Origin of the sequence: Actinomadura soli (assembly GCF_005889715.1) — a bacterium.
Classification (GTDB): Bacteria; Actinomycetota; Actinomycetes; order Streptosporangiales; family Streptosporangiaceae; genus Spirillospora; species Spirillospora soli.
Genome location: NZ_VCKW01000015.1, coordinates 1 through 12,605, shown reverse-complemented (window position 1 = coordinate 12,605; position 12,605 = coordinate 1). Strand labels below are relative to the sequence as shown.

Here is a 12,605-nt window from a genome sequence, read left to right as displayed (position 1 = left end):
CGTTGAGCCTTCCCCGTTCGGCGTTCCGGATAGCCTGGGCTAACCCCGCCGTCACAGTGTCGCCCTTTTGGAGGTCCGTCCGTGAAGATGCTCGTCACCGGAGGCGCAGGCTACGTCGGCAGCGTCGTCTCCGCTCTGCTCCTGGAGGCGGGGCACGAGGTCGTCGTGCTGGACGACCTGTCCACCGGGCACGAGGACGCGGTGCCGGAGGGCGCCCGCCTCGTGCGTGGGACGCTGCGGGACACGGCGGCGGACGTCCTGGCCGGCGCGGGGTTCGAGGCCGTTCTGCACTTCGCCGCGAAGTCCCTGGTGGGCGAGTCGGTGGAGAAGCCGGGCCTGTACTGGGACAAGAACCTCGGCGAGTCGCTGGCGCTGCTGGACGCGATGCGGCGGGCGGGCGTCCCGCGGATCGTGTTCTCCTCGACGGCGGCGACCTACGGGGAGCCGGAGTCGACGCCGATCCTGGAGACCGACCCGACCCGTCCGACGAACCCGTACGGCGCGTCCAAGCTGGCGATCGACACGGCGCTGGGCGAGTACGCGCGGCTGCACGGCATCGGCGGGGTGTCGCTGCGGTACTTCAACGTGGCGGGCGCGTACGGGCGGCTCGGCGAGCGGCACACCGTGGAGACGCACCTGATCCCGAACGTGCTGAAGATCGCGCAGGGGGACGGCGAGGCGGTGAAGCTGTTCGGCGACGACTACCCGACGCCGGACGGCACCTGCATCCGCGACTACATCCACGTGACCGACCTCGGCCGCGCCCACCTGCTCGCGCTGGACGCCTGCGCGCCCGGCACCCACCAGATCTTCAACCTGGGCAGCGGCACGGGGAACTCCGTCAAGGAGGTCGTGGACGTGTGCCGCGAGGTCACCGGGCGCGAGATCCCCGCGGAGACGGCACCACGCCGCCCCGGGGACCCGGCCGTCCTGGTCGCCTCGTCCGACAAGATCCAGGCGGCGCTGGGCTGGAAGCCGGAGCGCGACCTGCGCACCATGATCGACGACGCGTGGACCTTCCTGCGGTCGCGGTGAACCCCCGGCTCGGCGCCGACCGGCTGCGGGCCGATTTCGCCGCGGCGTACGGGCGGGAGCCGGACGGCGTCTGGCACGCGCCCGGACGGGTCAACCTGATCGGCGAGCACACCGACTACAACGACGGTCTCGTGCTGCCGTTCGCGCTGCCGTTCGGCGTCTCGGTGGCCGCGGCGCGGCGGGACGACGGCGTGATCGAAGTCCGCTCGCACCAGGCCCGCGGGGCCGTGACCGCGCCCGTCGACGGCGGGCCCGTCGTGTCCGAGGGCCGTCCGCCCGATGAGGCGTGGGCGGCGTACCCGGTCGGTGTCGCGCGGGTGCTGCGCGAGCACGGCGCGGGCGGCGCGTCGCTGCTGATCGACTCCGACCTGCCGCAGGGGGCGGGCCTGTCGTCGTCCGCGGCGCTGGAGTGCGCGACCGCGCTGGCGCTCTGCGACCTGCACGGGGTGGAGATCGACCGTCCGGACCTGGCGCGGCTGGCGCGGCGCGCCGAGAACGAGCACGTCGGCGTGCCGTGCGGGCCGATGGACCAGTCGGCGTCCCTGCTGTGCACGGCCGGGCACGCGCTGATGCTCGACTGCCGCAGCGGCCTGTCGGCGCAGGTCCCGTTCGACCCGGCGGCGTCCGGGCTGGCGCTGCTGGTGGTCGACACGCGGGCCGCGCACGCGCTGACCGGCGGCGAGTACGGCAGGCGGCACGCCGAGTGCGAGGAGGCGGCGGCGCTGCTCGGCGTCGACGCGCTCCGCGACGTCAAGGACCTCGCGGGCGCGCTCCGAACGCTCCGCGACCCCCTGCTGCGGCGCCGCGTCCAGCACGTCGTCACCGAGAACCACCGGGTCGAGGCCACGGTCGGGCTGCTGCGCGCCGGGGCCGTCGCGGAGCTGGGGGCGATGCTGAACGCGTCGCACCTGTCCCTGCGCGACCAGTTCGAGGTCTCCTGGCCCGAGGCGGACGCGGCCGTCGACGCGGCGGTGCGGGCGGGCGCGCGGGGCGGGCGGATGGTCGGCGGCGGCTTCGGCGGCTCCGTGATCGTCCTGGCCCCCGCCGGGCGGGCCGATCGGATCCGGGACGCGATCGCCGCCGCCTACGCCAAGCGCGGCTGGACGGCCCCGGATTTCCTCGACGCCGTCCCGTCCGGCGGGGCCGCGCGCGTCACTGCCCCATAGCCGAGGTGATGTCGTCGCGGAGCCTGGCGGCCTCCTCGGCGGGTTCGGTCTCGTCCAGGGCCGTGAAGCCGTCCACGGCGGCGGACGCGGCCGACGCCGCCTCGGGCAGGCGTCCCGCCTGGGCGAGGATGCGGGCCTGGTCGTAGGAGACGAGCGCGGTCTCCCAGACGCGGGCCGGCTCGTTGTCCGGCGGCAGGCCGGCGAGCGCGGCGCGGGCCGTGTCCGCGACGGTGGCGGCCTGGTCGGCGTCGCCGGTCCACAGCAGGCACATCGCGCGGCGGCGGCGGGTGCGGACGACGCCGTACGGGTCGCCCGCCTTCTTGTACGCCTCGGCGGCCTCGGCGTACCGTTCGGCGGCCTGGGCGTCCTGGTCCTGGCTCGTCAGGACGTCGGCGGCCTCGTTCAGGAAGTGCGCGACGGCGTCGTGGCGCCCCTCGCCGGCGGCGTCCTGCGCGAGGGACGTGAACGTCGCGGCGGCGCCCCCCTCGCCCAGCCCCTTCTGCGCGTGCGCGAGGATCAGCCGGCAGCGCCGCTCCGCGTCGCCGTTCTGCGGGCCGGTGAGCGCCGCGATCGCCTCCTCGGCGGTCTCGGCGGCCTCCAGGTGGCGGTCCGTCGACAGGTAGGCGGCGGCGAGGTCGACGCGCAGGTGGACCGCCTGCTCGTGCAGGCCCTCGGCCGTCCAGCCCGCGATGCCCTCGGCGAGGTCGGCGGCGGCGTCGGCCGGACGGTCGAGCGCGAGGAGCGCGAGCCCTCGTTCGGAATGCGCCGCCGCCCGCATCGGCGACGGGCCGGACAGCGCGGCGAGGCCCTCGTCGATCAGGGCGATGACCTCGTCGTCCGGGCCGCTGTCCAGCCGGGCGAGCGTCCGGGCGAGGAGCAGCACGGGCGGGGCGGCGTCCTCCGGGTCGTCGGACCCGCGCGCGGCCTCGGCGGAGCGGCGCAGCGCCGCGACGGCCCCGTCGGGGTCGGCGGACATCAGCAGCGCCTGCCCGCGCACGAACCACATCTCGGCGGCGCTGGCGGGGTCGTCGTCCGGGTCGACCCGGTCGAGGGCGGCCAGCGCGCCGGCCGGACGGTCGAGCTCCACGTACGCGGTGGCGAGGCGCAGCAGCGAACCGGTGGCGTCGCCCTCGCCGGTGGGGTTGCTCGCGAAGTACTCGGCGGCGGCCGCCATCTCGTCGAGGCCGCGCGGGTCGTCCATGCGGGCGTGCATCGCGCCGAGGCGGCCGAGCACCCGGTGCCGGCGCGTCTCGTCGCCCAGCTCGCCGAACAGCTCATGCGCCGCCTCCCAGAGCGCGGCGGCGGGCGCCCGCTCGTCCGCGACGGCGTGCTCGACGCCCTTGCCGTCCAGGCGGCGGGCCTTCTGCAGCGGCGTCGGCTCGGTCGTCTCGGCGAGGACGTCGAACCGCCGCCAAGCCGCCAGCGTGCGGGGCATGTCGCGGCGGGTGCGGCGCCGGTCGGCGATGTCGAGGAGCGTGTCGAGGTCGGTCTCGGCGGACAGGTCGTCGTGGTCCTCGACGGGCCGGGCCGCCGGGGCCTTCGGCGCGGCCGGGGCCGGACGGCGGTGGTGCGCGGCGAGCGGCACGAACTCCGCGACCGGCTCCGCCGCCAGGACGGCGCGCACCCGGTCGCCCTGGTGGGACGTCCCGTTGCGGGCGTCGAACCGGCCCGCCAGCTCCGTCGCGCGCTCCACCAGCTCGGTGCGCAGGCCGGACAGCGGCACGTCCGCCGCCGGGCGGCCGTCCGCCGCGGGCCGCCGGACGGTCGCGTCGCCGTGCCCGGCCGCCTCGACCCGCCCGAGGACGAGCGCCGCCGCCGCGCAGAAGTCCATCTCCGCGTGCGCGCTCGGCACCCGGTCCAGCCACCCGAGATGCCGCTGGACGATCTCCAGCCCGCGCGCCTCGTTGCCCGTGATCGCGCAGAACTCCAGATGCTCGGCGACGTCGCTCAGATCGGCAAGCCGGGTCCGGTGCACCCGGTACGCGCGGCGATGCGCGTCCGCGGCCTGCTCGGCGCGGCCCGTCCGCAGGTACACCGGCAGCATCGCGGTCTGGATCGACTGCGGCTGCTCGTTGCACCGCAGGGTCGCGTCCAGCACCGGCGCGGCGATCTCGAACGCCTCCTCGTGCCGTCCCGCCTCCACGAGATGGCGGGCCATGCCGGTCGGGTCGCAGCCCTCGCAGTCGGACAGTTCGTCCCGCTCGGCCGCGCGCCATTTCGCGTACCACTCGTCCGCCGAGCCGTCGCCGACGTGCCGCGCCACGACGTTGCGGTAGTGGTACACCGCCTGGAGGCTGTGGCCGCCCGCCTTGTAGCGGCGCTCCATGTCGTCCAGCACCGAGTAGGCCCGGTCGAGCGGGATCTCCGGGAACAGCGTGAGCGAGCTGACGATCGCCTTCATCTGCCACAGCAGGCCGTGCGTCTCGTCGAACCGGCCGGGGTCGCGGTCGTGGTCGGCGAGCGACCGGCTGAACGTCGCGAACGCCTTCACGGGCTCGCCGCCGTACCGGTACGCGTCCGTCAGCCGGACCCGGACGTGGAACGCGAGCACCTCGTCGTCCGCCGCCTCCGCGCGGCGCAGCGCGTCCTCGATCAGGACGGTCCTGGCCTCGCCGTACGGCAGCTCCTGCGACCGCGCCATCAACGCATAGACGTCATCCGTGCTCATGGGGAGCCTCCGGGGAGTGGACGGCCCATTCCAGCAGGCCGATGAAGGAACGGTTCAGCACCGCCGTGTCGGCGGGCCGCAGCGGGTGGTGGCCGAGCAGCAGCGCTTGGCCGTAGAGGGCTTGGACAGCCAGTTCTATAAGGTCGTCGCGGGGGGCGTGGGGGGTCGTCTCCCCACCTGAGACAGGGCCGTCATCGCCGAGCGAGGTGACGCGGCGGGCCAGTGGGTTGCGGTGGTTGAGCACCAGTTGCGGACGGTCGACGCCCGTCGTGGCGTTGACCGCGCCGAGGACGTCGGCCCACAGCTCGTCCGCCTCCTCCCGCGCCCGCGCCAGCTCATCCCGGAACTGCGCGTCGCGGCTGGTCAGGTACAGCGCGGGCAGCGACGCCGGATCGAACTCGCGGACCACGACCTCGCAGCCGAGCCGCTCCACCGCCCGCTGCGCCGCCGCGAGGAACGGCCGCAGCCGCAGCTCCGCCGCCGGGTCCAGGACGCCGAACGTGGTGGTCAGCTGCGCCGCGTCCAGCCTGGCCAGGCGGATGTCGGGGTCCAGCGCGGGCAGCCGCTCGATGATCTCGGTGTCGTGGACGTAGCCGCCGTTGACGAGGCCGACGCCCTGCGCGCCCGCCACCGCCGACAGCCGCCGGAACTCGTCCACGCTCGGGGTGAACCGGCCGTCCGGATGGCGGCGGCGGAACTCGTGCAGCGTCATCGGCCCGGCGGACGTCTCGTACTCCAGCCACCGGTCCACGATCCGCAGCATCTCGTCGTCGTGCAGCGCCATCGCCTTCACGCCGAGCTGGTGCAGCCGCAGGAACGCGCGGAGCCGCCCCGGGTCGGTCTCCGACAGCCGCACCAGCCACTGCCGCAGGACGTCGCCGAGACCCTGCCGCGCCGAGTCGAGCAGCTCGTCCTCGTAGAGCGCCTCGCGGCTCGCGGTCGGGCGCAGCTCGCCCGCGTCCACGACGCAGCGGGCGAAGAACGCCCACTCGGGCAGGAGGCCCTCGACGCTCTCGGCCAGCAGCATCCGCTTCAGGTAGACGCGGTGCGCGGCACGCGCGGCCGGTGAGACCGGCTGCGGCAGGACGAACGCGACGCCCGTCAGCCCGGCCTCCGGCACGTCCAGGTCGACGACGTCGAACGGCGTGAAGCCGTAGAGGTCCTCGCAGTACCGCTCAAGCGCCCGCCTCCGGGACGCCGGATCGGGATGGGCGACCTGCCAGGGCGGGCCGCCGCCGGTGACCGGCACGCCGTCCACGGTCAGGTCGACCGGGAGCAGCGACCCGTACGTCCGGGCGAGGTCGGCGACGACAGCCGGGCTGAGCAGCTCCGCCGCCCCCGGACGCGCTCGCAGCGTGACCGTCGTGCCGGGCTCGTCGCGCTCGGCGGGCTCGACCCGGTAGCTGCCGCCGGACAGGCCCGTCCAGCGGACCGCCCCGTGCCCGTCGCCAGGGCCGCCCTTCGCGGAGCGGGTCACGACCTCGATCTCGTCCGCGACGAGGAACGCCGACAGCAGCCCGATGCCGAACTGGCCGAGGAAGTCGTGGCGGGCGAAGCCCAGCTCGTCCCGCTTGGACGACCTGCCGATCGTCGCGAGCAGCGTGTGGACCTCGTCGGCGGTGAGCCCGATCCCGTCGTCGTGGACGCGCAGCGTCCCGCCGGTGGTCTCGATCTCGACCCGCCCGCCGCCCTCGCCGCGCGCGGTGATCGCGTCCACCGCGTTCTGCAGCAGCTCGCGCAGATAGACGCGCGGGCTCGCGTAGAGATGCCGGCTCAGCAGATCCACCACGCCGCGCAGGTCGACCTGAAATGCCTGTTCTGCCACCGGCACGCCTCCCCGATCACCTTTACGAGCGATCACACCTTAGCGACCGATACCGACGCCCACAGATCATTTGCGCGCTCGGGCGGCGGCCGGAGACCGCCACGTGGGCCGGGATTCGCCTACGGCCGGTGCCCGCTGTCCCGGGGGAGATTCGCGAGGAGTTCCCGCACTTCGCGGACCCTGCTGGGAGCGTCGATCTCGATGAGCAGATCGAGCGCTTCGGAGTAGGCGGGCCGGGCCTCGAAAGGGCGTCCGGCATGACGGTGGACGTCGCCCAGAATGCACAGCATGGTGGCCAGCCCGGCCTTGTTCTCGATCTCGCGATGGAACTCAATGGCCGGCCCGAGCACTTCCTCGGCATCGGCGAAACGGCCAAGGCCGTCGTAGGCCAGCGCCAGATGCCAGGCGCACCAGACGACCTCGTCGCGGTCGTCGCGCCGCTCGGCCATCGCCATCGCGTGCTCCAGGACGCGGGCGGCGTCCGCGTGCCGGCCGCGCTGGCGGTGCGCGTCGGCGATGTGCGCGGCGAGCCAGATCTCGCCCGCGGCGTCGCCGCGGGCCCGGTAGATGGCCTGCGCCTCGGCATAGCGGTCGAGGGCCTGCTCCGGCCGGCCGAGGTCGCACTGGAAGTCGCCGAAGTGGGTCAGCACCCACGCCTCCTTGCCCGGATCGTCCATCGAGCGGACGACCTCCAGCGCGCGCTCATAGAGCGGCAGCACCTCGGCCGCGCGCCCGAGGATCCGGCGCGCCTCGGCGAGGTGGATCAGCGATCCGAGTTCCGCCGGGGCGTCCCCGGCGCGCTCAGCCGCCCCCACGGCGAGGTCCTTGACCGCCTCCATCTCCTCCCAATGGGCGCGGTAGAACAGCAGGCCGTAGAGCGACTCCGCGATTCTGACGACGAGCCCGTGCTCCTCCGCGTTCGCGGCGGCCCGGAGGCTCGCCTGAACGTTGAGGGACTCGTGCGCGAACCAGGCGATCGCCTCGGCCGGAGGCTGCTCGTGGGCGCCCGGCCGCGACATCCAGCCGTGCAGGAGGTCGCCGTACCAGGTCAGCGAGCGCCGGAACGCGTCGCGCCGGTCGGACGGCGGCTCCTCGTCCGCCAGGCGCTCCTTCGCGTACAGCCGGAGAAGGTCGTGGAGGCGGTAGCGGTCCTCGCCCGCGACCTCGATCAGATGACGGTCCGTCAGCTCGCCGAGCATCCGCTCGGCGTCCTCCTCGTCGACGCCGCCGGTGCGCGCGACCACGCCGGCGGTGAAGTCCCGGCCCGCCAGGACGCCCAGATGGCGGAACAGCCTCGCCGTCTCGGGCCGCAGGGACCGGTAGCTGAGCTCGAAGCTGCCGCGCACTCCCCTGTCCTCACCTTCGAGGCGGGACATCCGCCGGGTCTCGTCCATGAGGTCGGACAGATAGCGTGCCAGCGATCCGCGCCTCATGACGAGCTGGGCGGCGGCAATGCGTATCGCCAGCGGAAGCCCGGCCAGGAGCTGGACGATCCGCCCCGCGGACGACCGGTCGCCGTCCACCGCGTCGGTGCCCACGATCCGCTCGAACAGCCGGAGCCCGTCGGGGTCCGGGAGGGGGTCGAGGCGGAGCCGGTCGGCGCCGTCCACCGAGGCCAGCGTGGTCCGGCTGGTCACGATCACGGCCGTGCCGGGCGACCCGGGCAGGAGCGGGGCCGCCTGCCGCGCCTCGGACACGTTGTCGAGCAGCAGCAGGCTGGGGCCCTGCCTCAGCCGCGACTGGTACTCGCGCCGCCGCTGCCCTGGGTCGCGGGGCAGCTCGTCGCCGGACAGGCCGAACGCGGCCAGAACCTCCACCATGGCGGCGTCCGCGGTGGCGGCCGCGGCGACGTCCACCCGGATCCGCGCGTGCGTGAACGTGGCGCCGAGCCGGTGCGCCAGCTCGTTGGCCAGCTCGGTCTTCCCGACCCCGGCCATGCCGTGGAGGACGACGAGCGGACAGGTCTCGGTCAGCCGGTCGGTGAGCAGGGCCTTCGCCTTCTCGATGGTCTCGTCCCGGTCGGTGAAGTCCGGCAGCGACCTGCGCAGGTTCATATGGCCGGACGGGAACGCGGCGGCGGTGGCGGCCGGGCGCGGGAGATCGATCAGGACGTCCAGGCCGAGTTCCCGCCCCCAGGGCGTGGCCTGCACGGCGTCGGCCCAGCGGTCCAGCGGGGCGACGGTGAGCACGGAGCTGCCCTGGGCCGCGTGGTGCTCCGTCACCACGCCGACGGCGAACGCGTCGCCCGCCGGACTTCCGGCGAACACGACGGCCCCGGACATCCCCTGCCATTCACTCAGACCCCGCCCGCTGGACGAACGGGGCATCGACCTGCTGCGCAGCTCCAGCAGGTTCGTGCGCAGGTTGGAACCCGTCGGAATCTCGCCGTCCACCTGGGCGCTCTCGCGCAGCGGGACCGTGCGCGGCTGCCGCTCGCGCTCCTTCCACCTGGGGAAGCCGACCGTCCAGCACCGGTCGATGACGGTGATCCGGGACCGGTCGACACGGGCGAAACGGATCGGGCGCAGGCCGTCCAGGGAGGGGTCCCCGGGCACCGCGAGCAGGGCGATGTCCGCGGCTTCGTCCACCATGACCGTCTCGGCCGGGTGCTCCGACTCGTCCACCCGCCGGACGAGCAGGGTCGCGGCGTCCAGGACGTTGTGCGCCGCCGAAAGCACCCACCGCCCTCCGACCAGGAAGCCGGAGCCGACATGCCACCCGCCGCCGGGGCCGCGGCGCAGAACCTCGACGGCACGGTTCGTGAGCTCGGACTCCTCAGGGCTTGTCCGCGAGACCACGGGTCACCTTGATCGGACGGCCGTCATCGTCGAGCGGCGGCTCCAGCGTCACCGTGACGCGGTGGATCTCCTCGCGCCGATAGGAACCGTCGCCGCCGAGTTCCAGGACCCAGAACTTCGCCTTGCCCGACCCGCCGGCCTGCCGTGTGACGCCGACATGGAATTCGAGCTGGATCTGGCCGACGCCGAAACCGAACTCCGCGTCCTTCCCCGCGTCCAAAGCCTCCATTAACTCGGCCCGGAGCGCGGCGATGCTCTCGGCAAGTCCGAGCTCACCCATGAATTCCCCCTGTATTCGCAATTCGCTGAGGGTTCGATGGCGTTCCCGCGAACGGACGCCCGCATCGCGATCCTCTACGACCTCCGTCACCCAGAGGAACGGCTCGGAGACATACGGCCAGAGAAGGCCAATTCGCGATGGCGCGCCGGACGCGAACGAGCCCCGGACCGGTGACCGGGTCCGGGGCTCGTCGTTCGGGCGGCAGATCAGATGAGGCCGAGCTTGCGGACCGCCTCGCGCTCCTCCGCCAGCTCCGCGACGGACGCGTCGATCCGGCCGCGCGAGAAGTCGTCGATCTCCAGGCCCTGGACGATCTCCCACGCGCCGTCCTTCGTGGTGACCGGGAAGGACGAGATCAGGCCCTCGGGCACGCCGTAGGAGCCGTCCGACACGACCGCCATCGACGTCCAGTCGCCGTCGGCGGTGCCGTTCACCCAGGTGTGGACGTGGTCGACCGCCGCGGACGCGGCCGACGCCGCCGAGGACGCGCCCCGCGCCTCGATGATCGCCGCGCCGCGCTTGGCGACGGTCGGGATGAAGTCGTTCTCCAGCCAGGACTGGTCGTTGACCGTCTCGGCCGCGTTCTTGCCCGCGATCTCGGCGTGGAAGACGTCCGGGTACTGCGTCGCGGAGTGGTTGCCCCAGATCGTCAGCCTGCGGATGTCGGCGACCGAAACGCCCGCCTTCGTCGCCAGCTGCGCGAGCGCGCGGTTGTGGTCGAGGCGCGTCATCGCGGTGAACCGCTCGGCCGGGACGTCCGGCGCGTGCCGCTGCGCGATGAGGGCGTTGGTGTTGGCCGGGTTGCCGACCACCAGGACCTTGACGTCGTCCGCCGCGCCCGCGTTGATCGCCTCGCCCTGCGGCTTGAAGATGCCGCCGTTGGCCTCCAGCAGATCGCCGCGCTCCATGCCCTTCGTCCGGGGCCGGGCGCCGACGAGCAGCGCGAGGTTCGCGCCCGCGAACGCCCTGATCGGGTCGTCGAAGATGTCGGTGCCGGACAGCAGCGGGAACGCGCAGTCGTCCAGCTCCATCGCGGTGCCCTCGGCGGCCTTCACCGCCTGTGGAATCTCGAGCAGCCGCAGGCGTACGGGTACGTCCGGGCCGAGGAGCTGCCCGGACGCGATGCGGAACAGCAGCGCGTAGCCGATCTGGCCCGCGGCGCCGGTGACGGTAACGGTGACTGGGGTGCGCGTCATTGCCTTCTTCTTCTCTCCTGCTGTGTCCTGAGCCCGCCAGCCCGCCGCCGCGCGGGTTCTCTCGCCATCGAGATATTTCGGGGTTCAGGCTATCGCGCACCCCCTACCCTCCACCCGCCAGGTGCACCACCCGGCATGCCCCCGACTCCCCGAACACGCCAAAGGCCGCCCCGGACGAATCCGGGACGGCCTCCGAAACCGGCGAAGGCGTCAGCCGTTGACCTTCTTCTGGAGGTTGGTGTCGAGCGCCTCCAGGAATTCCTGCGTGGTCAGGTAGGGGGTCGACGACCCGACGAGCAGGGCCAGGTCCTTGGTCATCTGGCCGTTCTCGACCGTCTCGACGCAGACCTGCTCCAGGGAGCGGGCGAAGTTCGCGACCTCGGGCTGGGAGTCGAGCTTGCCGCGGTGTTCGAGGCCGCGGGTCCAGGCGAAGATGGACGCGATCGGGTTGGTCGACGTCGGCTTGCCCTGCTGGTGCTGCCGGAAGTGCCGGGTCACCGTGCCGTGCGCGGCCTCCGCCTCGACGGTCCTGCCGTCCGGGGTCATCAGGACGGACGTCATCAGCCCGAGGGAGCCGAAGCCCTGCGCGAGGGTGTCGGACTGGACGTCGCCGTCGTAGTTCTTGGCGGCCCAGACGAACCCGCCCTCCCACTTCAGCGCCGCCGCGACCATGTCGTCGATGAGCCGGTGCTCGTAGGTGAGGCCCTTGGACTCGAAGTCGGACTTGAACTCCGCCTCGTAGATCTCCTGGAAGATGTCCTTGAAGCGGCCGTCGTAGGCCTTCAGGATCGTGTTCTTCGTGGACATGTACAGCGGCATCCCGCGCTCCAGCGCGTACCGCATCGTCGCCCGCGCGAAGTCGCGGATCGAGTCGTCGTAGTTGTACATGCCCATCGCGACGCCGCCGCCGGGGAACGACGCGACCTCGAACTCCATCGGCTGGGAGCCGTCATCGGGGGTGTACGTGAGGGTCACCGTGCCGGGGCCGGGGACGACGAAGTCGGTGGCGCGGTACTGGTCGCCGTGCGCGTGGCGGCCGATGATGATGGGCTTCGTCCAGCCGGGGACGAGCCGGGGGATGTTGGAGCAGATGATCGGCTCGCGGAACACCACGCCGCCAAGGATGTTGCGGATCGTCCCGTTCGGGGACCGCCACATCTTCTTCAGGCCGAACTCCTCGACGCGCGCCTCGTCGGGGGTGATGGTCGCGCACTTCACACCGACGCCATGCTCTTGGATGGCCTTCGCGGCGTCCACGGTGACCTGGTCGTCCGTGGCGTCACGGTGCTCGATTCCCAGGTCGTAGTACCTCAGGTCCACGTCGAGGTAGGGCAGGATCAGCTGGTCCTTGATGAATTTCCAGATGATCCGCGTCATTTCGTCGCCGTCGAGTTCGACGACCGGGCCCGCTACTTTGATCTTGGGCATACTGTTGCTGTCCCTTTCCTACACCTGGCCAGCTGTAAAGACTCAGACCTTGTAAGGCTCAACTGGCAAGGCTAGCCGAGCCGCTCATGAGGTCTAGACCTGGCCTCGGCCGGGCGGGCCCGGCCGCGCGCCGGGCGGGCCCGATGGGCCGGACGGGCCTGAAGCACCAGGTGGGCCGGGCGGGATCGACGCGCCGGGAGGGCCGGATG

8 protein-coding genes are annotated in these 12,605 nt (G+C 73.0%); 2 read left to right on the top strand and 6 right to left on the bottom strand.

Going from position 1 to position 12,605, the window contains the following annotated elements; translation table 11 throughout:
• Nucleotides 1–81: 81 nt before the first annotated feature.
• Both galE and galK read left to right on the top strand, forming a co-directional pair.
• Nucleotides 82–1,035, top strand: coding sequence for a UDP-glucose 4-epimerase GalE (gene galE, locus ETD83_RS04655; RefSeq protein ID WP_138643790.1), 954 nt, complete (start codon nucleotides 82–84; stop codon nucleotides 1,033–1,035).
• The gene (gene galK / locus ETD83_RS04650; protein ID WP_230420674.1) at nucleotides 1,011–2,201 is read left to right on the top strand and encodes a galactokinase; all 1,191 of its coding nucleotides are present in this window, start codon (nucleotides 1,011–1,013) and stop codon (nucleotides 2,199–2,201) included. Before galE ends, galK begins: the two co-directional genes overlap by 25 nt.
• On the opposite strand, the gene ETD83_RS04645 is transcribed toward galK, so the two are convergent.
• The 6 genes from ETD83_RS04645 to ETD83_RS04620 form a co-directional block, all read right to left on the bottom strand.
• Nucleotides 2,188–4,869: a hypothetical protein gene (locus ETD83_RS04645; protein WP_138643789.1), complete on the bottom strand. Its 2,682-nt coding sequence runs from the start codon at nucleotides 4,867–4,869 to the stop codon at nucleotides 2,188–2,190. The two genes, galK and ETD83_RS04645, sit on opposite strands and share 14 nt — an antisense overlap.
• Nucleotides 4,856–6,694 carry an HSP90 family protein gene (locus ETD83_RS04640; protein ID WP_138643788.1) on the bottom strand — a complete coding sequence of 613 codons (1,839 nt, stop codon included), beginning with the start codon at nucleotides 6,692–6,694 and terminating at the stop codon, nucleotides 4,856–4,858. The genes ETD83_RS04645 and ETD83_RS04640 overlap by 14 nt, the downstream gene beginning before the upstream one ends.
• 119 nt (nucleotides 6,695–6,813) lie before the next feature.
• Nucleotides 6,814–9,492: a tetratricopeptide repeat protein gene (locus ETD83_RS04635; protein ID WP_138643787.1), complete on the bottom strand. Its 2,679-nt coding sequence runs from the start codon at nucleotides 9,490–9,492 to the stop codon at nucleotides 6,814–6,816.
• A complete protein-coding gene (locus tag ETD83_RS04630) occupies nucleotides 9,470–9,772 on the bottom strand; it encodes a trypco2 family protein (RefSeq protein WP_138643786.1) in 303 nt (100 codons plus the stop codon). The genes ETD83_RS04635 and ETD83_RS04630 overlap by 23 nt, the downstream gene beginning before the upstream one ends.
• 206 nt (nucleotides 9,773–9,978) lie before the next feature.
• Nucleotides 9,979–10,968: a malate dehydrogenase gene (locus tag ETD83_RS04625; protein ID WP_138643785.1), complete on the bottom strand. Its 990-nt coding sequence runs from the start codon at nucleotides 10,966–10,968 to the stop codon at nucleotides 9,979–9,981.
• A gap of 210 nt (nucleotides 10,969–11,178) precedes the next feature.
• Nucleotides 11,179–12,396, bottom strand: coding sequence for an NADP-dependent isocitrate dehydrogenase (locus ETD83_RS04620; protein ID WP_138643784.1), 1,218 nt, complete (start codon nucleotides 12,394–12,396; stop codon nucleotides 11,179–11,181).
• Nucleotides 12,397–12,605: the final 209 nt, after the last annotated feature.

Bases quoted from the DNA above. Each gene is read 5' to 3' on its own strand.
- ETD83_RS04625 (WP_138643785.1), bottom strand. From the start codon at position 10,968: ATGACGCGCACCCCAGTCACCGTTACCGTCACCGGCGCCGCGGGCCAG.
- ETD83_RS04630 (WP_138643786.1), bottom strand. From the start codon at position 9,772: ATGGGTGAGCTCGGACTTGCCGAGAGCATCGCCGCGCTCCGGGCCGAG.
- ETD83_RS04645 (WP_138643789.1), bottom strand. From the start codon at position 4,869: ATGAGCACGGATGACGTCTATGCGTTGATGGCGCGGTCGCAGGAGCTG.
- ETD83_RS04620 (WP_138643784.1), bottom strand. From the start codon at position 12,396: ATGCCCAAGATCAAAGTAGCGGGCCCGGTCGTCGAACTCGACGGCGAC.